This window comes from Actinocatenispora rupis, from assembly GCF_016861975.1.
In the GTDB taxonomy this organism is placed as follows: domain Bacteria; phylum Actinomycetota; class Actinomycetes; order Mycobacteriales; family Micromonosporaceae; genus Actinocatenispora; species Actinocatenispora rupis.
In genome coordinates this window covers 503,781-528,298 of record NZ_BOMB01000001.1, presented here as the reverse complement: position 1 = coordinate 528,298, position 24,518 = coordinate 503,781, and the positions used below count along the sequence as shown (strand labels likewise).

21 protein-coding genes are annotated in these 24,518 nt (G+C 73.1%); 9 read left to right on the top strand and 12 right to left on the bottom strand.

The annotated features are described in order from the left end of the window. Window positions 1–7: 7 nt before the first annotated feature. From Aru02nite_RS02365 to Aru02nite_RS02355, 3 genes are all read left to right on the top strand, one after another. Window positions 8–1,030, top strand: coding sequence for an ABC transporter permease (locus tag Aru02nite_RS02365; RefSeq protein ID WP_203654453.1), 1,023 nt, complete (start codon window positions 8–10; stop codon window positions 1,028–1,030). Then, window positions 1,027–1,824 (top strand): ATP-binding cassette domain-containing protein, encoded by a 798-nt coding sequence (locus Aru02nite_RS02360; protein WP_203654452.1) that lies wholly within the window; start codon window positions 1,027–1,029, stop codon window positions 1,822–1,824. The genes Aru02nite_RS02365 and Aru02nite_RS02360 overlap by 4 nt, the downstream gene beginning before the upstream one ends. A gap of 87 nt (window positions 1,825–1,911) precedes the next feature. After that, entirely contained in the window at window positions 1,912–2,274 is a 363-nt protein-coding gene (locus Aru02nite_RS02355; protein WP_203654451.1) for an MmcQ/YjbR family DNA-binding protein, read from the top strand. 98 nt (window positions 2,275–2,372) lie between these two features. Here Aru02nite_RS02355 and Aru02nite_RS02350 read toward each other — a convergent pair whose 3' ends face one another. From Aru02nite_RS02350 to Aru02nite_RS02340, 3 genes are all read right to left on the bottom strand, one after another. Next, complete coding sequence (locus Aru02nite_RS02350; RefSeq protein ID WP_203654450.1) at window positions 2,373–4,184, bottom strand: bifunctional metallophosphatase/5'-nucleotidase; 1,812 nt, start codon at window positions 4,182–4,184, stop codon at window positions 2,373–2,375. Between the two features lie 143 nt (window positions 4,185–4,327). Further along, the gene (locus Aru02nite_RS02345) at window positions 4,328–5,203 is read right to left on the bottom strand and encodes a 2-dehydropantoate 2-reductase (RefSeq protein ID WP_203654449.1); all 876 of its coding nucleotides are present in this window, start codon (window positions 5,201–5,203) and stop codon (window positions 4,328–4,330) included. Between the two features lie 90 nt (window positions 5,204–5,293). Beyond that, window positions 5,294–6,763: a helix-turn-helix transcriptional regulator gene (locus Aru02nite_RS02340; RefSeq protein ID WP_203654448.1), complete on the bottom strand. Its 1,470-nt coding sequence runs from the start codon at window positions 6,761–6,763 to the stop codon at window positions 5,294–5,296. A 128-nt stretch (window positions 6,764–6,891) separates the two neighbouring features. Between Aru02nite_RS02340 and aceA the strand changes: the two genes are divergently transcribed. From aceA to Aru02nite_RS02320, 4 genes are all read left to right on the top strand, one after another. Then, a complete protein-coding gene (aceA, locus tag Aru02nite_RS02335) occupies window positions 6,892–8,253 on the top strand; it encodes an isocitrate lyase (RefSeq protein WP_203654447.1) in 1,362 nt (453 codons plus the stop codon). Window positions 8,254–8,361: 108 nt separating this feature from the next. Beyond that, window positions 8,362–9,099, top strand: coding sequence for a polyphosphate--glucose phosphotransferase (gene ppgK / locus Aru02nite_RS02330; RefSeq protein ID WP_203654445.1), 738 nt, complete (start codon window positions 8,362–8,364; stop codon window positions 9,097–9,099). A 21-nt stretch (window positions 9,100–9,120) separates the two neighbouring features. After that, window positions 9,121–9,861, top strand: coding sequence for an SDR family oxidoreductase (locus Aru02nite_RS02325; protein WP_203654443.1), 741 nt, complete (start codon window positions 9,121–9,123; stop codon window positions 9,859–9,861). Between the two features lie 288 nt (window positions 9,862–10,149). After that, complete coding sequence (locus Aru02nite_RS02320) at window positions 10,150–10,713, top strand: DUF3307 domain-containing protein (protein ID WP_203654441.1); 564 nt, start codon at window positions 10,150–10,152, stop codon at window positions 10,711–10,713. 63 nt (window positions 10,714–10,776) lie between these two features. Here Aru02nite_RS02320 and Aru02nite_RS02315 read toward each other — a convergent pair whose 3' ends face one another. The 9 genes from Aru02nite_RS02315 to Aru02nite_RS02275 all read right to left on the bottom strand — a co-directional run bounded on the left by Aru02nite_RS02315 (window position 10,777) and on the right by Aru02nite_RS02275 (window position 22,213). Beyond that, window positions 10,777–12,384, bottom strand: a complete 1,608-nt coding sequence (locus tag Aru02nite_RS02315) for a phospholipase C (RefSeq protein ID WP_239076313.1) — start codon at window positions 12,382–12,384, stop codon at window positions 10,777–10,779. 172 nt (window positions 12,385–12,556) lie between these two features. Continuing rightward, a complete protein-coding gene (gene efeB / locus Aru02nite_RS02310; protein ID WP_203654437.1) occupies window positions 12,557–13,795 on the bottom strand; it encodes an iron uptake transporter deferrochelatase/peroxidase subunit in 1,239 nt (412 codons plus the stop codon). Beyond that, complete coding sequence (locus Aru02nite_RS02305) at window positions 13,792–14,934, bottom strand: EfeM/EfeO family lipoprotein (protein WP_203654435.1); 1,143 nt, start codon at window positions 14,932–14,934, stop codon at window positions 13,792–13,794. Before Aru02nite_RS02305 ends, efeB begins: the two co-directional genes overlap by 4 nt. 221 nt (window positions 14,935–15,155) lie before the next feature. Beyond that, window positions 15,156–16,610 carry a hypothetical protein gene (locus Aru02nite_RS02300; RefSeq protein ID WP_203654434.1) on the bottom strand — a complete coding sequence of 485 codons (1,455 nt, stop codon included), beginning with the start codon at window positions 16,608–16,610 and terminating at the stop codon, window positions 15,156–15,158. Between the two features lie 62 nt (window positions 16,611–16,672). Then, complete coding sequence (locus tag Aru02nite_RS02295; protein ID WP_203654432.1) at window positions 16,673–17,887, bottom strand: hypothetical protein; 1,215 nt, start codon at window positions 17,885–17,887, stop codon at window positions 16,673–16,675. After that, on the bottom strand, window positions 17,881–19,140 hold the full coding sequence (locus tag Aru02nite_RS02290; RefSeq protein ID WP_203654430.1) for a glucarate dehydratase family protein: 1,260 nt from the start codon (window positions 19,138–19,140) through the stop codon (window positions 17,881–17,883). The genes Aru02nite_RS02295 and Aru02nite_RS02290 overlap by 7 nt, the downstream gene beginning before the upstream one ends. Beyond that, the gene (locus tag Aru02nite_RS02285; RefSeq protein WP_203654428.1) at window positions 19,133–20,053 is read right to left on the bottom strand and encodes a 5-dehydro-4-deoxyglucarate dehydratase; all 921 of its coding nucleotides are present in this window, start codon (window positions 20,051–20,053) and stop codon (window positions 19,133–19,135) included. Before Aru02nite_RS02285 ends, Aru02nite_RS02290 begins: the two co-directional genes overlap by 8 nt. 126 nt (window positions 20,054–20,179) lie before the next feature. Further along, on the bottom strand, window positions 20,180–21,487 hold the full coding sequence (locus Aru02nite_RS02280) for a sensor histidine kinase (protein ID WP_203654426.1): 1,308 nt from the start codon (window positions 21,485–21,487) through the stop codon (window positions 20,180–20,182). Between the two features lie 24 nt (window positions 21,488–21,511). Then, complete coding sequence (locus tag Aru02nite_RS02275) at window positions 21,512–22,213, bottom strand: response regulator transcription factor (RefSeq protein WP_203654424.1); 702 nt, start codon at window positions 22,211–22,213, stop codon at window positions 21,512–21,514. Window positions 22,214–22,459: 246 nt separating this feature from the next. Here Aru02nite_RS02275 and Aru02nite_RS02270 point away from each other — a divergent pair, with 246 nt between their 5' ends. Together Aru02nite_RS02270 and Aru02nite_RS02265 are read left to right on the top strand one after the other, a co-directional pair. Then, window positions 22,460–23,497: a LacI family DNA-binding transcriptional regulator gene (locus Aru02nite_RS02270; protein ID WP_203654422.1), complete on the top strand. Its 1,038-nt coding sequence runs from the start codon at window positions 22,460–22,462 to the stop codon at window positions 23,495–23,497. Next, a complete protein-coding gene (locus tag Aru02nite_RS02265; protein ID WP_203654420.1) occupies window positions 23,494–24,456 on the top strand; it encodes a glycoside hydrolase family 16 protein in 963 nt (320 codons plus the stop codon). The genes Aru02nite_RS02270 and Aru02nite_RS02265 overlap by 4 nt, the downstream gene beginning before the upstream one ends. Window positions 24,457–24,518: the final 62 nt, after the last annotated feature.

Sequence of the window (24,518 nt, the reverse complement as noted above, 5' to 3'; positions counted from 1 at the left end):
GGTGGTCGTGCCCACGACGCTCGCGGCACCGCCGCGCAACCGCGTGCCGGTCGTCGGCCTCGCCGCCCGTGCGGCCGGGGCGGTCGGCAAGCAGAACCTCGGCCTGCTGGCCGGCCTGGTCCTGCTGCTGGCGGTGATCCGTACGCAGACCGACCGGGTGTTCATCACCGGCAACCTGCTCGACATCGGGGTCGCCATCTCGATCCTCGGCATCCTGTCCGTCGCGCAGATGATCGTGATCGTGTCCGGCGGCCTCGACATCTCGATCGGGAGTACGGCGAGCCTGTGCGGGGTGGCGGTGGCGTTGCTGCTCAAGCACCACGCCGGTACGCCGACCGCGATCGTGCTGGCGCTCGCGGTCGGCCTGGCCGCCGGCGCGCTCAACGGCGCGGTGATCGTGTTCCTGCGACTCAACCCGATCATCACGACGCTGGCCAGCTTCAGCGCGTTCGCCGGGCTGTCGCTGGTGCTCTCGCACGGCCTCGACGTACCGGCGACGAGTCACTTCTTCGACGTGATCGCCACCGAGAGCGTCGCGGGCATCCCGTACCCGCTGCTGTTCCTGCTGCTGTTCGGGCTGGCCACGCACCTGATGCTGCGGTACACGGTGATCGGCCGGCACGTGTACGCGATGGGCTCCAACCCGGACGCGGCCCGCAACACGGGCATCAACCTCGCCGCGTACAAGATGGGGATCTACCTGTTCGCGGGGCTCGCCGGCGCGATCGGCGGGATCATGACGGTGGCCCGGGACTCGTTGGCGCAGGCCAACACCGCGGGCGCCGACCTCGGCCTGACCGCCATCACCGCGGCGCTGCTCGGCGGCGCTGCGCTGACCGGCGGCCGGGGCGCGGTACCGGGGGCGCTGCTCGGCGTGCTGATCCTCGGTGTCCTCGACAACGGGCTGATCCTCATGCAGATCGAACCGTTCTACTCGCAGATCGCCATCGGCGTCCTGCTGGTCCTCGCGGTGTCGCTGCAACAGTCCCGGCTGATGGAACGGCTCGGCCGGCGAGGGAGGAAGCAATGACCGACGCGTCGCTGCGTACGCCCGATGCCGCGGCCGACTCCGGCGGCGACGGTACGCCGCTGCTGGAGCTGGTCGACGTCGGCAAGCACTTCGCCGGCATCACCGCGATCACCGGCGCCTCGCTCGCCCTGTACCCGGGCAGGGTCATGGGGCTGGTCGGCAACAACGGCGCCGGCAAGTCGACGCTGGTGCGCATCGTGTCCGGGGTGCAGCAGCCGGACGAGGGCCACGTCGCCTGGCAGGGCGAACCCGTACGGCTGCGCAATCCCCGGCAGGCGCGCGGTCTCGGCATCGACACCGTGTACCAGGAACTCGCGCTCGCCGACGACCTCGACGCCACCGCGAACATCTTCCTCAACCGGGAGATCTCGCGCGGCTGGGGGCCGTTCCGGGTGACGAGCAGCAAGCGGATGCGGCGCGAGGCCGCGGCGCTGTTCGAGAAGTTCGCCATCCAGGTCCCCGCCTCCGGCACCGAGGTACGCCAGATGTCCGGCGGCCAGCGGCAGGGTGTGGCGATCGCCCGCGCCCTGCTCGGCGGCAGCAAGGTGCTGCTGCTGGACGAGCCGACCGCGGCGCTCGGCGTCGAGGAGTCCGGCCACGTCGAGGATCTCGTACTCCGGCTGCGTGACCACGGGGTGGCGATCCTGCTGGTCAGCCACAGCGTCGACCAGTTGCTGAAGCTGTGCGACGACCTGTGCGTACTGCGCCGCGGCCGGATGGTCGGCGTGTACTCGCGCCGCGACCTCACCGGCTCCGACGTGGTGTCGCTGATCGTCGGCGCCGACGCCAGCTGACCGGCACGTGCCGCCGTCCCGGGTACGGGCGGCGGCACGGCCCCGGTCCGGCCACGGGGGCGGCGCCGACGGGTGAGACTGGAGCGCATGAGCGATCCACTGCCCCGGCTGCGCGCGCTCTGCCTGGCCCTGCCGGAGACCACCGAACGGCCCAGCCACGGCGAACCGTGCTGGTTCGTCCGCGACAAACGCCTCTTCGTCATGTACGCCGACCACCACCACGACGACCGGCTCGGCTTCTGGTGCGCGGCACCGTCCGGCGCGCAGGAGGCGCTGGTCGCCGCCGAGCCCGACCGCTTCTTCCGCCCGCCGTACGTGGGGCACCGGGGCTGGCTCGGCGTGTGGCTCGACGTACCGCAGGACTGGGCGGAGCTGACCGAGATCGTGACCGACGCGTACCGGGTGGTCGCGCCGAAGACGCTGGTCGCCCGCCTGCCTGCCGCACCGTGACCGTACGGGTCCGCGTGCCCCGGCGGTGGCTGGATCGCCGTGGCAGCAACGGATCCGGCGGTTCCGGGCCCGCGCGTACGGGCCCGGAACTCCGCCGGTCAGGCGAGGTCGCGGACGCGGTCGGTGTCCGGTGGCCGCAGGACGCCGACGTGCCGGAGGTAGTCGACCCACGCGAACCGGTCCTCGTCGGGCAGCCGGTAGTGGCGGGTGGCCGCGGCGGCCGCCGGGTACGCCGTGTCCTGCGCGTACACCGGGCCCTCGAAGAACGTGACGCTCGCGGCGACCCGGTACGTCCGCCCGGGTGCGAGCGGCCGCCCCGCCACCCGTACGGCGCGGACCCGGTCGCCGACCGGCCGGGACGTGTCGTACGTGCAGGTGACGTTGCGGCTGACGGCGAGTGGGGTGAACACGGTGGCGCCGGACGCGTCGGTGCGCCACTGCTGTTCGAGGACGGCGCGGAGCTGGTCGCCGGTCAGGTCGGCGTTCACGACCGGCTGCGACTGGCCGCCGGGTGAACCGGCGACCTCGGCGAACAGCACCCGTCCGGGCGAGTCCCCCGGCACCTGGCCCGGCGCGTACGTCAGGTCCGGTGGCAGGAAGATCTGCTTCACCAGCGCGAGGTCGGCGGCGTGCGGGTCGCGCTGCCCCTCCCACAGTTCCATGTCGGCGACCGCGTCGCCCATCGTGCTCTCGCCGGCCGGGTTCCGGGCCGCGGTGACGTCGGCGGCGACCGCGCCGACCGTGGTCTGCTGGTACCCGGCGAAGTAGCCGGACCAGTGGTCGACCATCGCCTGCGTGGTCGGGTCCGGTGTGACGTCGTGGGTGTTGGCGATGTTGTGCGCGACGGTACGGGACCGGTCGACGTCGCCGGTGTCCGCGTCGAGGGTCAGCGACATCGCCGCGACCGCCTGGCCGTACGCGCCGGCCTCGATGACGGGCCGCGGGTTGCCGGCCGGATCGTCGACCACGCAGTTGAACAGCTGGTGCTGGTGCCCGGTGAACACGGCGTCGATCGCCGGGGTGACCGCCTTGGCGACGGCCATGCCCATGCCCCACTCCAGCGACGAGTCGATGTCCGAGCACGAGTCGTACGGGGTGCCGGACTTCGGTACGCCGCCGTCGTGGATGTTCAGCACGATCGCCTGTACGCCCTGGGACTGGAGTACCTGGGCGTAGTGGTCGGCGGTGCGGACCTCGTCGAGCGCCGCCAGCGACGGGTTGAACGACAGGATGGTGCGCAGGTTGCCGACGGTGTCCGGCACGGTCAGGTTGATGAACCCGATGCGCGCCGCGCGGCCGGCGTCGTTGCGCACCGTCTCCACCACGTACGGCGGGGCGATGGGGCGGCCGGTGCGCTTGTCGACGATGTTGGCCGAGGAGTACGGGAAGTCGGTGCCGTGGTAGCGCCGGCCGGTCGAGTCCGGGAAGCAGGACGCCACCCCGACCGTGCCGTACTCGCCGCCGCAGGCGCCGTCCACCATGTGGTCGGTGAGCCATTCGGGTCGGCTGTCGAGTTCGTGGTTGCCGACGGTGGCGAACCGTACGTGCTGCTGGTTGAGGAACTCGACGATCGGCTCCCCGCGCAGCCAGAACGAGTCCTGTTCCCAGCCGGTGAAGTTGTCGCCGGTGGAGAACGTGATCGAGTTGCGCTGGCCGGTCCGTAACTGGGCCAGATGCGTTGCCAGGTAAGCGAGTCCGCCCACCGCGGACTTCGTACCGTCGGGGTTGGTCACGGGTGCGACGCCGGTCGGCTGGAGCTGCCCGTGCAGGTCGGTCACGTCGAGGAGCTGCACGGGGATCTCCCGGTCCGCCTCACCCGCCGCGGCGGGGGTACCGCCGGCGAGCAGTGCGCACACCGCGGCCACGCAGGCCACGGCCGTACCGAGGGCTGGGACTGGTCTGCCTCTCATCGGCACTCTCCGATCGCTGGGGACGTCCGAGGGTGATGAGCAGGCCCAGTCTGGGGGAAACGCCGGAAGAAGGCCAGGTACCGGACGAACGGTTCAGAACACCGAACATCGGGGCAGCCTGGCCGAACGGATGAGCGCGCGGGTCAGTCGGCGGCGCGCAGCAGCGCGAGCAGCGCGCGGTTGAGCGGAACCGGGATGCGGTGGCGTGCCGCGGCGGCCACCACCGCGCCGGTGGTCAGGTCGGTCTCCAGCGGCCGGCCGGCGAGCCGGTCGGACAGCATCGGCGTGCCGTCCTCCGGGCGGTACCGGCGGTGGATCCGCAGCGTGCGCGCCACCTCGTCGCGGTGCAGGACGGCACCGTCCGCGGCGGCCACCGCGACGCCCTCGGCGAGGATGCCGCGGGCGAGTTCGGCGACGTCCGGTTCGGTCAGGACGCCGAGTCCGCGCCCGGTCAGCGCCGTGATCGGGTACGCGGCGAGGGCGCCGACCAGCGTCCGCCACGCCTCCGTACGGAAGTCGGTGACCGGCTCGACGCGTACGCCGGAGCCGGCGAGCAGGTCGCCGAGCGCGCGCCCGGCCGCACCCGCCGGTACGACGAGGCGGTTGCCGCCTCGGTGCACGACCTCGCCGGGCGCGGTACGTTCCGCGGCGACGTGGACCAGGGCGGGCAGCAGCGTGGCCGGGCCGATCAGCGGCGCGACCCGTTCGGCGTGGTCGATTCCGTTGTGCAGCAGTACGACCGTGGTGGACGCGCCGGCGAGCGCGGCGAACCAGCCGGCGGCGCCGCGGGTGTCCCCGGCGCGGGTCGCGACGAGCAGCCAGTCGACGGGCCGCTCCCCGGCCGGGTCGGTGACGAACCGCGCCGGTACGTGCGCCACCCGCGCGCCGGTGCGTACCGTGAGCGCGTCCAGCGGCGTACGCAGGCAGAGCGTCACCGGATGGCCCGCGTCGTGCACCGCGCCGGCGAAGAACCCGCCGACCGCGCCGCCGCCCACGACCGCGACCGTCGGTGCACCCATCGCCGAACCACCGCCTTCCCTTGTACGGCAACGGTTCCGTCCGCCTGTTGCGGGGACGTGTCGCGCCGCGTACGGGGCGGTTAACCGCGCTCAGGACTGCGCGTGCCGGTCCAGGAAGGTGTACACGTCGGTCTCGTCGACGCCCGGGAACGTGCCGGGCGGCAGCGCGGCGAGGACGTGCGAGTGCGCCCGCGCCGACGGCCACGCGAACTGGTCCCAGCGCCGCGCCAGGTCGGCCGGCGGCCGGCGGCAGCACTCGCCGTCCGGGCACGCCGACTTCGCCGTGTTGGTCGTGTCCCGCCCGCGGAACCACCGCGAGTCCTCGTACGGCACGCCCAGCGTGATCGCGAAGTTCCGTTCCCTGCTGGGATCCACGTACGCCGCGCACCAGTGCGTCCCGTTCGGCTTGTCCGTGTACTGGTAGTGGATCGAGAAGCGGTCCGGCGCGTTGAACACCTGCCGGCCCGACCAGTACCGGCACATCCGCTGGCCCTCGATCGCGCCCGTCGCGTCGGTCGGGAACACCAGCCCGTCGTTCGCGTACGCCTTGTAGATGATCCCGGACTCGTCGCTCTTGGTGAAGTGACAGCGCAGCCCGAGGTGCTCGGTCGCGAGGTTCGTGAACCGGTGCGCCGCCATCTCGTACGAGGTGGCGAACACGTCGCGCAGGTCCTCCACCGACAGGTCCTTCGCCTGCTTCGCGGTTCGCAGGTACGACACCGCCGACCGTTCCGGAATCAGTACGGCGGCGGCGAAGTAGTTCGCCTCGACGCGCTGCCGCAGCCAGTCGGCGAAGTCGCGCGGCTGGTCGTGCCCCAGCAGGAAGTGCCCGAGCGTCTGGAGCAGCACCGTCCGCGGCGTGTGCATCCCGAACGACGCGCGTGCCAGGTAGATCCGGCGGTGCCGCAGGTCGGTGACGGACCGGACCGACCGCGGCAGGTCCGCCACGTACCGCAACGTGAAGCCGTTGTGCGCGACCAGCGCCAGCAGCAACCCCTCCGACACCGCGCCGCCGGAGTACCCGACGGCTTCGAGGGCCTGGCCGGCGAGCCGCTCGATGCCCGCGAAGTAGTTGTTGCGTTCCCGCATCTCCCGGCGCAGTTCGGCGTTCGCGATCCGCGCCTCCTCCGGCGTACCGGTGGGCCGGGAGTCGCGCCGCTTCAGCTCCGTGTACAGCCCGACGAGGTGTTCGAGCACGTCGGTGGGGACGCGGCGGCCGACGCGCAGGCCGGGCAGGCCGAGCCCGGCGTACAGCGGGTCGCGCTGGGCGGCGTCGAGCGCGAGTTCGAGTTGGGCGCGGCGGGTGGGCGGCTCGGCCGACAGCAGGTCGTCGAGGGTGCAGCCGAGTTCGCCGGCGAGCGCGGTGAGCAGCGACAGCTTCGGCTCGGCCTTGCCGTTCTCCAGCTGGGACAGCGCGGACGGGGCGCGGCCGACCCGGCGGCCGAGTTCGGCGAGGGTGAGGCCGGCCTGTCCGCGCAGGTGCCGGAGCCGCTGGCCGAAGGTGGCAAGATCCACCTCCGCCGCGAAACTCTGATTTTCTTTCGCTACCAACTTCGCCATGTGTTCACGATAGATGAACTTCTGCAAATCTTCATCGCCCGGAGGGCTGGGTTCCATGCCCCGCGGCCAACACACTCTGTCGTACAGCGCCGACCATCGGTATCACGCGGACAGCGAGGAGAGTCGCGATGTCGACCAGCACCCGTACCCACACGCCGGACACCGCCCACGCCGCCTCCCCCGCAGCCGCCCGGAGCAAGGCCGACCAGCTCCGCCGGCACTGGGCCACCGACCCCCGGTGGTACGGCGTGACCCGCGACTACACCGCCGAGGACGTGGTGAAGCTGTGCGGCTCGGTACAGGAGGAGCACACCCTCGCCCGGCTCGGCGCCCGCCGGCTGTGGAAGCTGCTGCGCAGCGAGCGGTACGTCCCGGCGCTCGGCGCGCTCACCGGCGGCCAGGCCGTGCAGATGGTGCGCGCCGGCCTCCAGGCCATCTACCTGTCCGGCTGGCAGGTCGCCGCGGACGCCAACCAGGCCGGCCAGACGTACCCCGACCAGAGCCTGTACCCGGTGAACTCGGTGCCGCAGGCGGTGCGGCGCATCAACAACGCGCTGCTGCGCGCCGACCAGATCTCGTGGGCCGAGGCGCAGGACGGCGAGGCCGAGGACGTGCACTGGCTCGCCCCGATCGTGGCCGACGCGGAGGCCGGCTTCGGCGGCCCGCTCAACGCGTACGAGCTGATGAAGGCGATGATCGCGGCCGGCGCCGCGGGCGTGCACTACGAGGACCAGCTGGCCAGCGAGAAGAAGTGCGGGCACCTCGGCGGCAAGGTACTGGTCCCGACCGGCCACCACATCCGTACGCTCAACGCGGCACGGCTGGCGGCCGACGTGGCCGGCGTGCCCACCGTCGTGATCGCCCGTACCGACGCGCAGGCCGCCACGCTCATCACCTCGGACGTGGACGAGCGGGACCGGCGCTTCCTGACCGGCGAACGTACCGCCGAGGGGTTCTTCCACGTCAGCAACGGGCTCGACGCGTGCATCGCCCGCGGCCTCGCGTACGCGCCGTACTCGGACCTGTTGTGGATGGAGACGTCGAAGCCGGACCTGGGCGTCGCGCGCGAGTTCGCCGAGGCGGTCAAGCGGCGCCACCCGGACCAGATGCTGGCGTACAACTGCTCGCCGTCGTTCAACTGGAAGCGGCACCTGGACGACGCGACGATCGCGAAGTTCCAGCGCGAGCTGTCCGCGATGGGCTACACGTTCCAGTTCATCACGCTGGCCGGGTTCCACGCCCTCAACCACTCCATGTTCGACCTGGCCCGCGGGTACGCGGAGGGCGGCATGAGCGCGTACGTGGAGCTGCAGGAGCGGGAGTTCGCCGCCGAGGCCGACGGGTACACGGCGACGCGGCACCAGCGTGAGGTCGGCACCGGGTACTTCGACCTCATCACCACCGCGATCACCCCGAACGCGTCGACCACGGCACTGTCCGGCTCCACCGAGGCCGAACAGTTCAGCGAGGACCTCGCGCCGGCGTCCTGAGCCCGCCGCGTGCCGTACGACAGCGTGGTCGTACGGCACGCGAGCGCAACCGCCCACCGGCGGACCGTCCGGAATGCTGTACTGACAGGCGGACGGACGGGAGGCGACATGCACGTACTCGGCATCGACATCGGCGGCAGCGGCATCAAGGGCGCACCGGTCGACACCGCCACCGGCGAACTCGTCGGCGAACGGCACCGGATCCCCACCCCGCAGCCGCCCAAACCGGACGAGGTGGCCGAGGTCGTCGGCCAGGTCGTGACGCACTTCGACTGGACCGGCCGGATCGGCGTCACGTTCCCCGGCGTCGTCGCGCACGGCGTCATCGGTACCGCGGCCAACATGGAACCCGACTGGGTCGGTACCGACGCGCACGCCCTGTTCACGCGCGTCACCGGCCGCCCCGTCTCCGTACTCAACGACGCGGACGCGGCGGGCGTCGCCGAGATGCGGTTCGGCGCCGGCCGGGGCGTCCGCGGCGTCGTCGTCCTGCTGACCTTCGGTACGGGGATCGGCAGCGCCCTGTTCGTGGACGGCACGCTCGTGCCGAACACCGAGTTCGGGCACCTGGAGATCGACGGCCACGACGCCGAACGCCGCGCCTCCGCCAGCGCCCGGGAACGCCACGACGAGAGCTGGTCGCACTGGGCCAGGCACGTCGACAAGTACCTGCGGCACCTGACCGCGCTGCTCTCCCCCGACCTGGTCATCGTCGGCGGCGGCGTGAGCAAGAAGGCGGACAGGTTCCTGCCGCAGCTGACCGACCTGCGTACCGAGATCGTGCCGGCGACGCTGCTCAACGAGGCCGGCATCGTCGGCGCCGCCCTCGCCGCCGAGACCCGCTGACCTGCCGGTACCGTGCCGCACATGGGCACGGTGGTGGTGACGGGCGGCAGCCGCGGGATCGGCGCGGCGGTGTGCCGCCGGCTGGTGGCCGACGGCCGCCCGGTGGTGGTCAGCTACGTCGCGGACCGCACCGCCGCGGACGCGGTGGTCGAGGCGGTCACCGCGGCCGGCGGCCGGGCCCGCGCCGTACGTGCCGAGGTCGCCGACGAGGCCGACGTGGTGGCGCTGTTCGACGCGGCCGCGGAGCTGGGCCCGGTCGACGGGCTGGTCAACAACGCCGGCATCACCGGGCCGTACGGCCGGTTCGACGAGCTGGACGCCGCCGAACTGCGCCGCGTGGTGGACGTCAACGTGGTCGGCGCGATGCTGTGCGCCCGCGAGGCCGTACGGCGGATGTCCACCCGCCACGGTGGTACGGGCGGGTCCATCGTCAACGTCTCGTCCCGGGCCGCGGCGCTCGGCAGCGCCGGCGAGTGGGTGCACTACGCGGCGAGCAAGGGCGCGCTCGACACGCTCACGATCGGGCTGGCCCGCGAGGTCGGCGGCGAGGGCATCCGCGTCAACGCGGTCTCGCCGGGCCTGATCGAGACCGACCTGCACGCCGCGGCCGGGCAGCCGGACCGGCTCACCCGGCTCGCCCCGGGCGTTCCGCTCGGCCGGCCGGGTCGCGCGGACGAGGTGGCCGAGGCGGTCGCCTGGTTGCTGTCCGACGCCGCGTCGTACGTGACCGGCGCTGTCGTACCGACCGCGGGCGGTCGCTGATCCCCACTCGATCGGTGGTCGGACATGCGACACCGCCGGTCGATCTTCTCCACTCCGTGTGACGGGCGTCGCGGTACGCGTCCTGCCCGATCGACGGCATAACTCCTGGTCGTAGCGCTGGACCGGACCCGCCAGCCGTGCATCGGTCGTACCGAATGCGTGTGGTTGGTGACCGAGCGCACGCGTGATCTGTCCCCCGCAGGACACCGGACCGGCCGGATCCGCCGCACCATTCAGAGCAGGCGGTCCGCTGTCCCTGAGCGGACCCGGGGAAGGAGTTCACGTACGATGCCGACCGTCGAGACCGCAGCCGTGGCGGCCATCACGTACGCGGCGCTGTTCGCCGGGCACCACCTCGGTGACCATCCCCTGCAGAGCACCGCCGCGGCGACCGGCAAGGCCGCACCCGGCACCGACGAGCTGGCCCGCGGCGCGCACGCCTGGCGCGGCTGGTCCTGGTGCGCCCGGCACGTCGCGGTGTACACCGCGGTCCAGGCCGCGTGCCTCGCGCTGGTGTCGGTCGTCGCGCCGCTCAGCCTGATCGGGGCGATCGCGGCGCTGGCGGTGTCCGCGTCCACGCACGCCGTCATCGACCGGCGCTGGGTGGTCCGCTGGTTCCTCGACGCCAAGGGCGCGCACGACTGGACCGAGGGTCCGTACCTGGTGGACCAGTCGCTGCACCTCGGCATGTTGCTGGTCGCGGCGGTGGTCGCCGCCGGTGTCACCGGCCCGACCGGGCTCGCGGTCACCCTCGTCGCCTCGACCGCCGTGGTCGCCGCCGGCCTACTGGTCGAACGGCACCGCGCCCGCGCCGCCGTACCCGCCCCGCTGGTGGCCCGCGCCCGGCACTGACCGTACGAACCGAACGGCGAACGGCCCGGAGCGCACGCCCCGGGCCGTTGTCGTACCGGTGGGTCAGTGGGTGACCGCGCCGGTCTTCGGGTCGAGGACGAGCGGTGTGGTGTCGGGGCGGCCGAAGCTGAACATCGCGTTCAGCGAACCGGCCCGGGTGTCGAACGAGTGGTCGCCGATCCGGCCCGTCCGCCAGTTGTCCTCGATGAACTTCAGGACCGAGGTCTGGTCGGTGAGCGAGTGGTCGACGTGGTTGCGCTTCGCGTACGGCGAGACGACCAGGAGCGGCAGTCGCGGCCCGTACCCGCAGCGGTCGGCGTAGCCGCCGGTGGCCTTGGCACCCGAGCAGTACGCGGTGTCGAGGCTGGCGTCCTGCGAACCGTTGACGGTCGGCGGCGCGACGTGGTCGTACCAGCCGTCCGAGTCGTCGTACGCGAGGACGACCGCGGTGGACTTCCACTCCGGCGACTTCTGGAGCTTGTTGATCGTGTCGACCACGAACCGCTGCTCGTCCAGCGGGTCCGAGTTCGCCGCGTGGCCGTCCTGGTACGACGGCGCCTTGAGGAAGCTGACCGCCGGGATGTTGTCCGCGCCGACGGCGGCGTCGAAGTCGGTCAGGTCGTACTGGTGGTTCGCCTGGTCGGTGTGCCCGATCGCCCGCACCGACGACGGGGCGAGGTGCTTCGGGTTCGACGTGGACTTGTAGTACTGGAAGGGCTCGTGGTGCGGGCTGTAGTCGACGATCTGGTTGCCGCCGATGTTGGCGTGCTTGGCGCCGCAGACCGAGTAGCCGTTGGCGGTGCCGGTCGGCCGGAAGCCGCCCTGGAACCAGCCCCACGTGACGCCCTTGTCGTTGAGCAGGTCGCCGACGTTGCGCCCGGTGGCGACGGCCAGGTTCTCCTTGGCCGTGTGGTTGGCGTCCGAGCAGTCGTCGAACGCCGGGTCCGGGTCGTTGACGACGGTGCCGACTCCGTTGGCGTCCGGCGACTGCACCGCGTACGAGTCGCTGACCTTCTTGCCGGTCACCGGATCCACCGCGTAGACGCCGTGGGTCTGGCCGGAGATCAGGTTGAGCGCGCCGGGGGTGGACGGGCCGTACACCGTGTTGTAGGAGTTGTCGCTCATCGCGTAGCGCTGGGCGTAGTTCCACATCGCGGTGACGGTGTTGCCGTCGTAGTAGTCCATCACCAGGCCCGGTTCGCCGAACAGGATCGGCTGCCCCGTGCACGTGTCCTTCTCCGTGTACTCCACGAACTTGTCGGCCTTGCCGCCGTCGTACGCCTTCTGCTCGTTGCCGTAGCCGTGGTTCTGGTCGCAGGTCAGCGCCTGCGTCGGCGACAACCGCTTCGGGTTGTACTGGTTCGGGTTGTGCGTCAACAGGTCGGGGCTGAGCCCGTTCACCTTCGGCGTGTTCTTCGCCGCGTGGAACGGCGTGCCGTCGGTGTTCGTCGCGTTCGGGTACGTGCCGAAGTAGTGGTCGAACGAGATGTTCTCGCCGAAGATCACCACGACGTGCTTGATCGGCGTCGCGGTGTGCACCGGCCGGGTCGGCTCGTGCGTACCGGCGGAACCCCAGCTCTGCGTGGTGCCGGCGACCACGGCCGCCGCGACCACCACCGCGGCGCCGGCCACTGCCAGCGACCGGGTCCTGCTCCATCTGCGGGCAGACACGCCCACATCGCCTCCTCGTACGGCTGAGGGGATGCCGGCCGGTGGGTCGTCGGAACCCCGTGGCCGGCGGTCGCCCGGCGTACTCCGGGCCACCGCAGGCACTCTGGTACACCGCCACGACAGGGTTGCGGCAGTGCCGCGACCGGAACCCGAACGCTGGATGGCCGGGAGGTTAAGCCAGCAGCGTGCGACCGTACGTGTCGTGCGCGTCGCGTACGCCGGGGAGGGTGAAGAAGTAGCCCCCGCCGAACGGCGTGATGTAGTCGACGAGCGGCTCGTCGACCAGCCGCGTCTGCACCGCCTCGAACTGCCGGGCCAGATCCCTTTGGTAGCACACGAACAGCAGGCCCATGTCGAGGTCGCCCACCGCGTCGACACCCCGGTCGTAGTTGTACGGCCGGCGCAGCAGCAGCGACGGGTCGGACTTCGCCGTACGCGGGTTGGCGCGCCGGATGTGCGAGGTGAGCGGGATCGCCGACCCGACCGGATCCTCCGCGTACTTCGGCGTGTCGAACTCGCCGCTGCCGTCCAGCGGCGCGCCCGTGTCGCGGCGCCGGCCGATCAGCTTCTCCTGCTCGGACGTCGAGATCCGGTCCCAGAACTCCAGCCGCATCCGGATCAGCCGCACCACCTGGTACGAGCCGCCCGCGGTCCAGGAGGGTTCGCCGGCCGCCTGTCCGGTCGCCTTCCCTGCGGAGAGCCAGATCCGCCGGTCCATCTCGCGCGCGTCGGTACGGTCCGGGTTGGACGTGCCGTCCTTGAACCCCATCAGGTTGCGCGGCGTACCGGACGGTCGGGGCGGGGAGCGGAAACCGTCCATCCGCCACCGGATCTGGGCCAGCCCGCGGGTGTGCCGGGCGACGTCGCGCAGCGCGTGGATGACGGTGTCCGCGTTCGGCGCGCAGAACTGCACGCTCACGTCGCCGTGGCACCACGCCGGGTCGGGCGCGTCGTTCGGGAACGTGCGCATCGGGCTCAACCGCACCGGTTTCCGCGTCGCCAGACCGTACCGGTGGTCGAAGAGGGAGGCGCCCACGCCGACGGTGATCGTCAGCCGGTCCGGCGGCACGTCCGGTCCGAGTACGCCGGAGTCGTGGGGTGGCGCGGCGATCCCCGGGTCCGGTGGCGTACCGCCGGCGGTGAGGAAGCGGGCCCGCGCGGTCAGCGTCGTGAACAGCTCGCGCAGCCCGTCGCGGTCGTCGGCGAGCACGTCGAGCGACACCATCGTCGAGTGCTTCGGCGCCGCGTCCACCACCCCCGCCTGGTGTACGCCGTGGAACGGCACCGCGTCCGGCTCGGGCCGCTCGTCCGTACCGGCATGGGCCGCGGCGTACGTGGCGCCGGCGCCGGCCACCGCACCGGCACCCACGCCGATCGCGCCGGTCAGTACCTGGCGGCGGGGCAGCTTCACCGTGTCCTCCGTACCTCGGCGAGGGCGGCGATCGGGGCGAGCCGCTCCAGCGCGTCGCCGGTCGCGCCGTCGAGCCGTTCCCGCTCGGCCCGCGACAGGTCCGCGACCGGCGTCCACGTGCCACCGGAGTGCTGCGCGTCGAGCAGCTTCGCCAGCGTGTCCAGCGACGCGTCCGCACCCGACAGCCCCCGGTACCGCCCGGTCAGCACCGGCCGCAGCGCCGAGAGGACCGCGCGGGTGCCGTCGACGTTGGCGCGGGCGGTCGCGAGCGTGCTGCCGCTGCCCTGGTCCGCGGCGCCCGTCAGCTCGAACTCCAGCGTCGCCTCCAGGATCTCGTGCGCGCGCAGCGGCAGGTCGTTCGGATCGGTCTGCTCGCGGTCGAACCCGCCGACCAACGTGCCGACATCGGTACGCAGCCGGCCGGCCGGGCCGCGCAGCGCGGTCATCGACTCCCCGTGCCACAGCCCGTACTCGATCCGGTGGAAGCCGGTGAAGTCCTTGTCGTGCGCGCCGTCGGGGAGTCCGGCGGGCAGCCGGTCGATCGCGTCGGCCAGGTCGCCGAACGTGCCGTACGCCGCGCCGAGACGCTCGTAGTCCAGGTGCGCGGTCAGCCAGGCGCGCCGCGCGGCCGCCCGGTCACCCGACCGGACCTCCCGCTCCAGCGCGGCCACGTCCCGCCGCAACGGCCCGAACGACCGCGTCACGTACGCCCGGTAGGTGGTGACGGCGTCGCGCAGGTCCTGCTCCCCCACCGGTACGACGGCGGGAGCGCCGCGCGCCGGCCCGTCCCGTACGGTCACGGTCGAACCCGTCAGCGCGTCGGTGTCCTCCGGCAGGCACTTGAACGCGTACCTCCCGCGCCCCAGCCGCACCTGCATCGGCCGGGTGGTGCCCGGCGCGACGCCGTCGACCTCCGCGTACACCGCGCCGGTGGCCGGGTCGACCAGCTCCACCTCGGCGGTGTTCGTGCCGACGTTGTGCACCCGGAACACCTGCGTACCGCCGTGCGGGTCGGACCAGCCGGACCCGCACACCGCGCGGGACACCTCGACCGTGGTCTCCGACCGCGCCTTCGGTGTGCTGTCGCACGCGGCGAGCAGCACCACCGCCCCGATCCCGACCAGGGCCCGTACCCGCACGTCACACCGCCTTCCACGCCGACAGGAACGGTAGGCGCGGCCACCGCCCACCGTCATCCCGGGTGTCCGGTTGGCGGTCGACGTTCACCGACCGGCCACGCCGCGTTGACCGTACCGGCGGCGGCGCCCACCCGGTCAAGCCCGCCCGCGCACCCGCGTTCCGGGCGGCTACGGCGCCGTGGCCGGGCGGACGCCAGCGCGGTCCGCCACGTACCCGGGGGTCAGGATGCGGCCGTCCAGACCACGGCCTCCGGTGCCGCCGCGGTCAGGGTCACGCCGGACACCGCGTGGTCGGCGATGAAGTACGGCTCCGGCCGGTACGACGCGTCGAGGAACATGGCCCGCTCGATGGACTCGACGCGGATCTCGCCGCCGTTGTCGCCGTTGCCGGGCGCCCGCAGCACGCTGATCGAGGCGATGTCGGCCGCGGTGGTACCGGGCGGCAGCTCGACCGTGGTCGCCGCCGGGTCGTCCCGCTGCACCGACCAGCCGGGCTGCGCGTGGTCCGAGCGGTACAGCGTGTCGTCGCCCTTGAGCCGGACGCCGACCGCGGCACCGATCCACGGGTTGGAGTTCTGGTCGGCCACTGTCGTCTTCTTCACCACCAGGTACAGGTAGTTGCGCTCGTCGGACAGCTCGGGCGTGGCCGGGTCGGCGACCGCCTCGGTCTTGCCCTCGCGCACCATCTCCTGCGCGGTCATCCAGTACGTCCAGGGGTTGCGGTCCATCATGATCTCGCGGGCCGCACCGGCCGGGAGTTCCTGCGCGACGGACGGGGTGAAGCGCATCGGGTGCGCCTGCGCGCCGGCGTCCAGCGTGTCGCACACGTTGTTGTTGTCGGTACAGGTCTGCAGCACCGGATGGTGGTGCTCGTACCGCCCGGCGAACGCGACCTCACCGTGCTGCGGCGCCTGGTAGAACTCGGTGCCGGGCACCGCGTTGCCGTCCGGGTCCACCTCCAGCTGGTACACGCCGGCGTGGTAGATCCACTCGATGTCGGTGGTGCGGCCCCAACGCGCCATCAGCGAGGCCGGCGCGAGGCCCGTCCCACCGTCCTCGTTGGACCAGACGATCGTGTACCGCACCTGGTGGTAGCCGCCCGGCTCGTCGGTCACCTCGTGCCACGCGATCAACGGCACGTCCGTGTACGCGTTCTGGAAGTCGCCGCCCCACTGCGCGAGGGTCCGGCCGTACAGGACCGGCGCGTGCGCGGCCACGGCGTACGCGGCGCTGCCCGGGTCGACCTCGCCGAGCCGCAGCCCGCGCACCGTCGCGGACGTACCGCCGCGGCTGCGGTCTTCTGCCAGGGTGAGGCGCAGGACGTGCCCGCCAGCGGACAGGTGGCCGAGGAAGAACGCGCGGTCGGTCGGGGTCTCCGACCCGATGACGACGTCGGTCACGTACCGGCCGTCGACGTACGCGGAGAGGACGGCGGACTCGTGTCCGGCGACGCCCCAGGACACGCCGGGTGCGGACACGGTCAGGGCGAGCTGCCCCTCCCCGTCGTGCCGCATCGGGAACGGCCGCACCAGATCCTGCCCGGCCCGTACGGTGCGGCCGGCGGTCGGGGCGGAGTGGGCCGGCCGGCCGAGACCGGCGACGGCGAGGGCGGTGAGGACGAGGACGACGAAGGCAGCACGTACCGAGCGCCCCATGGACACCTCCATGTCAGACATGCACCGATCCGAGCGGATCAGAGTGTCCCGGAGGTGGTCCGTGCCTGGCCACCCCGTGACGGTCAGTCGTCGACGGGGTCCGGCTCCTCGGGTCCGTCGTTCTCGTCGGAGTGGCAGCGACGGACGATCTCCGCGAGCAGCGCCTGACCGGACGGCCCGGCGAGGCCCAGGTGGTACAGGTGCAGTTCGGTGGCGCCGGCGCCGAGCAGCGCGCCGGCGTGGTCGACGACGGCGGCCGGGTCGGCCGGCGGCAGCACCGTCAGGTACGCACCGAGCGCGACGCCGTCGGGCAGCAGCGCCCGCGTCGCGGCCAGCGACTCGACGGTGGCGCTCGTGGTGGGCCAGCAGGACATCAGCACCGCGTCGACGTCGGCCGCGGACTCGGCGTCGAGCGCCACGTCCGGCGAGGTGGCCCACGGGTCGCCGCGGCCGTGCAGGGTGACCCGCAGGTCCGGACGGGCGCCGCGGACCGCGGCGAGCACGTCGGTGCGCAGCGCGGCGGCGGACGCCCGGCGGGTCGCCAGCACGATGTCGGCGATGCGCCGGCCGACCAGTTCCGGCATGCCCGCGTCGGCCGGCGCGGTGCCGTCGAGTACGGCGTGGGTGGCGTCGGCGAGGCGGACGGCGACCTGGTCGGGGTCCTGCCCGGCCTCGGCCCAGCCGGCCGCGCAGGCCGGGCAGCAGCACACCGACAGCGCCCGTTCGGCGGCGGGCGGGAACACCCCGGCGGTCTTCTCGTGCCGTCCGTTGTGGGCGAGCCCGAGCTGCCCGCACGCCTCCAGCGACACCCCGTCCACCGGTACGCCGCGCAGCGCCTCCGCGGCCAGCGTCGCCGCGTACTCCCGCACCTCGGGACGGCTGGGGCACAGCGCGTACGGATAGGTGTCGCCGACGCAGTTGCGCACCGCCACGTCCGGGTACGCGGTGCCGAGGTGGGTGGCGTGGCAGAGCACGATCCACGCGGTGACGCTGATGCCGGCGGCGCGCAGCTGGGTGGCCGCCTTGCCGAACGAGTCGTCGCCCGGCACCCAGTCCGCCGCCCGCGGTACGAGCCGGCGCCCGGCCCACGCGCGCTCGCGCACCGGCCGGTACAGCGCGGCCTCCCGGGCCTCGACGACCAGGTGGCCGGGATGCATCGGGGTGGCCGCGCGGGTCGAGTGGTAGCTCGCCGCGAGCGCCACCTCGGTCAGCCCCAGCGCACGCACCCGCGCGGGGAACGCCGGGTCGCCCAGCACGTCCCACGGGTACGCGTAGCCGACCGGGCGGGCGGTCACCATGCCGCGACCCGCCGGGTGAATCCCGGGTCCACGGTCCGCAGGTACGCCTCGTCGTCGCGGCGGTCGATCCCGCACGCCAGGTACTGCCGGTGCAGCCGGTCCAGCGCCGCCTCGTCCAGCCGGACGCCGAGCCCGGGCGCGTCCGGTACCGGAACGGCACCGTCCACAATGGACAGTGGAGCGGTGACGATGTCGTCCTCCGCCCACGGGATGTGCGTGTCGCACGCGTACGACAGGGTCGGGGTGGCGGCGGCGAGGTGCACCATGGCGGCCAGACTAATGCCCAAGTGGGAGTTGGAGTGCATGGACAGGCCGAGGCCGAATGTGGCGCAGATCGCGGCCAGCTGAGCCGACGCGCGCAGCCCGCCCCAGTAGTGGTGGTCGCCGAGCACCACGCCGACCGAGCCCAGGCGTACGGCCTCGGGCAGGTGGTCGAACGCGACCACGCACATGTTGGTGGCCAACGGCATCGACGCCGCCGCCGCGACCTCGGCCATCCCGACCCGCCCCGGCGTCGGATCCTCCAGGTACTCCAGCTCGCCGGCCAGCTCCGCCGCGACCCGCGTCGACGTCTGCGGCGTCCACGCGGCGTTGGGATCCAGCCGCGTCGGCAGGTCGGGGAACGCGCGGCGCAGCGCCCGTACCGCGGCGATCTCGGCGTCCGGCTCGAACACGCCGCCCTTGAGCTTCAACGACCGGAAGCCGTACCGGTCGACCATGGCGCGGGCCTGCGCGACGATGCCGTCCGGGTCGAGCGCGGCACCCCAGGCGTCCGGCTCGCCACCGGGATGCCGGTCCCACTTGTAGAACAGGTACGCGGCGAACGGCACCGCGTCGCGGACCTTGCCGCCGAGCAGCGCGTGCACCGGCCGGTCGGTGAGCTGCCCGGCGAGGTCCAGCAACGCCACCTCGTACGGCGCGACGACCCGGGCCAGCGACTTCTGCGGGCTGGTCGGGCCGGTGAGTCCGTGCGCGTCCGGCGCGTCCGCGCCGCGCAGTACGGCGGCGACCCGTGCCGTCAACCCGTTGGTGTCGAACACGTCCAGGCCGCGCAGCGCCGGCGCCGCCCGCCGCAGCAACGCAAGATGGTCCGCGTCGCCGTACGTCTCGCCGAGGCCGACCAGCCCGGACCCGGTGCGTACCTGGATGATCGCGCGAAGTGCCCACGGCTGGTGCACGCCGGCCGCGTTGAGCAACGGCGGGTCGGCAAACGCGACCGGGGTGACCACGACCTCCTCGACTGGCTCACGCACCGCGCACCGCCTCCCGTCCCGCCGCGACGATCGCGGCGAGCCGATCGACGTGCTCCGGCGGCGGGTCCACCAGCGGTGGCCGTACCCCGCCGACGGGTTGGCCGACGAGCCGGGCGCCGGCCTTGACCAGGGCCACCGCGTACCCCGGGGTGGTGGCCCGCAACTCGGCGAACGGCAGGTAGAACGCGCTCAGCAGGGCACCGGCAGTCGCACCGTCCGATGTGGACACCGCCCGGTGGAACGCGGTCGCCACCTCCGGCACGAACGTCAACACCGCCGAGGAGTACGCGGGAACGCCGATCGCGCCGTACGCCGCGGCGGACAGTTCCGCGGTCGGCAGTCCGTTCAGGAACAGGAACTCCGCGGCCCGCGGATGCCCGCTGTGCCGTACCGCGGTGACGATGCGCAGCATCGCGTCCACGTCGCCGCGCCCGTCCTTGACGCCCAGCACGGTCGGCAGGTCCAGCAGCGCGACCGTCGCGGCGGGATCGAGTACGGCGGTGGCCCGCTGGTACACGATCAGCGGCAGGTCGGTCGCCGCCGCCACCCAGCGCACGTGCTCCACCAGTCCGGCCGGCGTCGACTCCACCAGGTACGGCGGGAGCAGCAGTGCGCCGTCCGCGCCGGCGTCGGCCGCCGCCGCGGCGAACGCCCGCGCCGTCTGCGGCCCACCCCCGACCCCCGCGAACACCGGCACCCGGCCGTCGGCCGCCGCCACCGCCGTCGCCACGACGCGCGCGTACTCCGCGGGCGCCAGCGCGGTGAACTCGCCCGTACCGCAGGCGACGAACAGGGCGGCGGGGTCCGCGGCGAGCTGCCGGTCGAGATGGTCGCGCAGCGCCGGCCAGGCGACGTCCGCCAGGTCGGCGGTGAACGGGGTGAGCGGGAACGAGAGCAGCCCGTCGAGTCGCATCGCACCTCCCGCGTTCACATCTGTGAACGCCGTTCGCCATTCGGGCACGGTCCTCGCCGACGGTAGGTCGACGCGCCGAGCCCGGTCAAGCAACCCGCACTGTGACCCGTGCCGGCGCGGCGTGCGCTATCCGTCGGTCGGCCACTCCGCGCGGCGCTCCGGCAGCAGCAGCGTGAACACCGGCGGGGCCGGACGCGACAGCCGCAGCCGGCCGCCCTCCGCCTCCGCCAGGCTGCGCGCCAACGGCAGGCCGATGCCGTGCCCGGTCGCGTGCCCGCCGCGCCGGGAGAACAACTGCGGCTCCGGACTCGTCGTACCGTCGCCCTCGTCGGAGACGTCGATGGCGAGCGCGCCGCCCGCGTTCCGGGCGGTGACGGTGATCCGGCCGGCGCCGTGCACCGTCGCGTTGTCCAGCAGTACCGAGAGGATCTGGCGCACCGCGCTGGGCGAGGCGGCGCTGCGCGGGATGTCCCCCTCCACCACCACCAGCAACGACCGGCCCTCCGCGGTCAACGCCGGCAGCCGATCGGCGCGCAGGTCGGCGAGCAGCCCGGCCACGTCCAACGGCTCGTTCCGCCGCGGTACGTCCCGGGCCAGGTCGAGCAGGTCGTCGACGATCCGCTCCAGCCGGTCGGCGTGCTCGATCGCGGCGCCCACCGCCGGCCGCAGGTCCTCGTCCGGCTTGTCCAGCGCCATCTCCAGGCCGAGCCGCAACCCGGTCAGCGGCGTACGCAACTGGTGCGAGGCGTCCGCGGAGAACGCCCGCTCGCGCGCGACCAGCCCACCCAGCCGGTCCGCGGTCGAGTTGAGCGACGACGCGACCGAGTCGATCTCCCGGATACCGCTCGTACGGGCCCGGACGCTGAAGTCACCGTCCCCCAGCTCGTGCGCCGAGCCGGCCAGCTTCTCCAACGGTTTCGCCAACCGCCCCGCCTGGATCCGGGCGAACGTCGCCGCCGCCGCCAGACCCACCAGCGCCAGCGCCGCCATCGTCAGCCACGTCGGCACCGTCCGCCAGTACGCCTGGCTGCGGCTCGTCGACACGCGTACCGCGCCGGCGACCTGCTCACCGCGGTCCACCGGTACGGCGACGACCAGATCACCGCTGTCGTCGCCGTTCGTGACCTGACCGGCGCCCATCGCGGCGCGGACCGACGAGTCCGCGTGCGCCGGGCCGACGCCGTCGGTCAGCCGTCCGTGCTGGTCGTACAGGCCGATCTGGGTACCGCGCGGTGGGGTCGGCAGCGACACCGGATCGCGCTTCGTCGCGTACGCCGCGGTGATGTCCACGGCGGTCCGGTCGGCGAGCCGTTCCATCTGGCTGCGCGTGTCGGCGATCCGGAGCTGCCCCACCACGATCGCGAACGGGATGCCGAACAGGCCGGTCGCCAGCACCGCCGCCAGCAGGCCGACGGCCAGGATCCGCTGCCGCATACCACCTCCTCGCGGGGGCCGGGATCAGCCGGCCTCCATCCGGTACCCGCGGCCGCGCAGCGTGGTGATCCGGGGTGCCGTCGTCCCGTCGCCGCGCTCGTGCTCGGCGTCGGACAGCCGGCGACGGACCGCCGCCATGTGCACGTCGAGCGTCTTGGTCGAACCGAACCAGTTCTCGTCCCACACGTCGGACATCAGCCGCTCGCGGCTGACCGCCACGCCGGGCTCCTCCGCCAGCCGCGCCAGCAGGTCGAACTCCTTGGCCCGCAGCATGACCTCGGTGCCGGCGAGGGTGACCCGCCGGGCCGCGGTGTCGACGACCAGCTCACCGACCCGCAGCGCCGGCTCCTGGCTGGGCGCCGGGGCGCCGCGGCGCAGGTGCGCCCGGATGCGGGCGAGCAGCTCGGCGAACCGGAACGGCTTGGTCAGGTAGTCGTCGGCGCCGGCCTCCAGGCCGACCACCACGTCCATCTCCTCGCGCCGCGCGGTGAGGATCACCAGTACGCTGCCCGGTTGCGCGGCCCGCAACCGCCGGCACACCTCGACACCGTCCAGGTCGGGCAGCCCGAGGTCGAGCAGGACCAGGTCGAACTCGGCCGACGCGGCCGCACTCAACGCGTCCTGTCCGGACCTGACCCACCTGACCTCGTGTCCGTGCGCGCGCAGCCCGGGTTCGAGCAGACCACCGATGGTGGCGTCGTCCTCCACCACGAGCAGCCGAGCCATGGGCGCAACAGTACCGGCAGCCCGTGCCGGACCGTATGTCGCCACGCCTCCACTGTCCGCGTCCGTACCACTGGTCACCGTTACCGCCGCCCCCGGTCTTCCGCCATGGCTCCAACGTAGGTACCGCATGGCAAACGGGTGGTAATCCGGCGCGAAAAGCTCGGCCGGCTTGACATGCGCAATACGTCGACTCTATGGTCCCGGAAGCGTTTACGTCGGGTATGTCCGACCCGGGAGGGATGCCGGATGGACATCAACGAACTGGCACGCCGCGGCGGGGTCTCGGTCGCGACCGTCTCCCGGGCGCTCAACGGCCGACCAGAGGTCAGCCCCGCCACCCGCGACCGGATCCGCGCCCTCGCCGACGAGCTGGGATACGCGCCGAACGCGTCCGCGCGCGCCCTCGCCAGCCGCCGTTCCGGCCTCGTCGGCCTCCTCTGGGACACCGACTACCGCAGCGGCGGCCGGCAGCACCCGTTCCTCCAGGAGGTGCTCGTCGGGCTCAAGGAGGCCGTCAACGAGCACGGCCAGGGCCTGATCCTGCTGCCCATCGCGCCCGACGACGACCCCGACGGGTACGTGCGGCTGGCGCGGCAGTACACGCTCGACGGGGTGGTGCTGATGGGCGTGGACGAGTGCACGCCGTCGGTGGCCGGGCTGCTGTCCGGCGCCCTGCCGTGCGTAGCGCTCGACCTCGCGGTCGGCGGGCCGCGGTCGGCGTCGGTGTCGTCGGACAACGTCGGCGGCGCCCGCGCGGCCGTACGGCACCTGGTCGCGCAGGGGCACCGGCGGATCGCGACCGTGACCGGGCCGACCGACCTCAAGCCCGCCGCCGAGCGGTACGCCGGGTTCCGCCGGGAACTCGCCCGCCACCACCTGCCCTGCCCGGACTCGTACGTGGTCGCCGGCGACTTCTACGCCGACTCGGGTGCGGCCGCGATGCGCCGGCTGCTCGCCCTGCCCGAACCGCCGACCGCGGTGTTCGTCGCCGGAGACGCGATGGCGATCGCCGCGGTACAGGCGGCGCAGCAGGACGGCTGGTCGGTGCCCGGCGACGTGGCGGTCGTCGGGTTCGACGACATCGACGCGGCGGGGCTGCTGCGGCCGGGCCTGACCACGGTCGCGCAGGACTACCACCGGTTCGGTACCACCGCGGTCGGTCTGCTCGCCGAGCTGGCCGCCGCGCCGCCCGACCGCGCGTCCCGCACCGTCGTCCTGCCGACCGCCCTGGTGGTCCGCGCGTCGTCGGTGCGTACACCCCTTGAGGAGGAGGCAACCCCATGAGAAGACCCGGGATCGTCGTCGCGGCGGCGGCCGTCGCGGCGCTCACCCTCGGCGCCCTGTCCCCCAGCGGTGCCTCGGCCGAACACGCACCCGCCGGACACCACGGCACCGCGGCCCGACCGGCCGACGTACCGCCGCCGCCGAGCGGGTGGGACACCGTCTTCGCCGACGACTTCACCGGCGCGGCCGGCTCCAAGCTCGACGGTACGAACTGGCTCTACGACACCGGTACGGGCTATCCCGGCGGCGCCGACCACTGGGGTACCGGCGAGGTCGAGACGATGACCGACAGCACGGACAACGTGTACCAGGACGGGAACGGGCACCTCGTCATCAAGCCCACCAGCAACGGCGGCGCGTGGACGTCCGGCCGGGTGGAGACGCAGCGTACGGATCTCGGCGCGCCGGCGGGCGGCCAGCTGCAGGTGACCGCGTCGATCCGGCAACCCGACCCGGCTAACGGACTCGGCTACTGGCCGGCGTTCTGGATGCTCGGCGCCGACGCCCGCCCCGTCGGCGGGACGAACTGGCCCGGCGTCGGCGAGATCGACATCCTGGAGGACGTCAACGCGCTCAGCAAGACCGACGGCACCGTGCACTGCGGCGTCAACCCCGGCGGCCCGTGCAACGAGACGAACGGCCTGGGCAGCGGGCTGCTCGACTGCGGCGGCTGCCAGACCGACTTCCACACGTACTCGGTGGTCATCGACCGCACGGACACCAGCAACGAGCAGATCCGCTGGTACCTGGACGGGCAGCAGACGTTCGCGGTCAGCGAGAGCCAGATGGACGCGACGACCTGGCAGAACGCGTTCGACCACGGGTTCTTCGTGATCCTCAACGTGGCGATGGGCGGCGGCTTCCCGAACGGCGTGTGCGGCTGCGCCTCCCCCGGCGCGGACACCACGTCCGGCGCGGACATGTCCGTCGACTACGTGGCGGCGTACCAGACCAAGTGACCGGCCCCGGTCGACCGGACCCGGTTGGCCGGCCCCGTCAACCGGAGCCGGTGGGCCGGGCC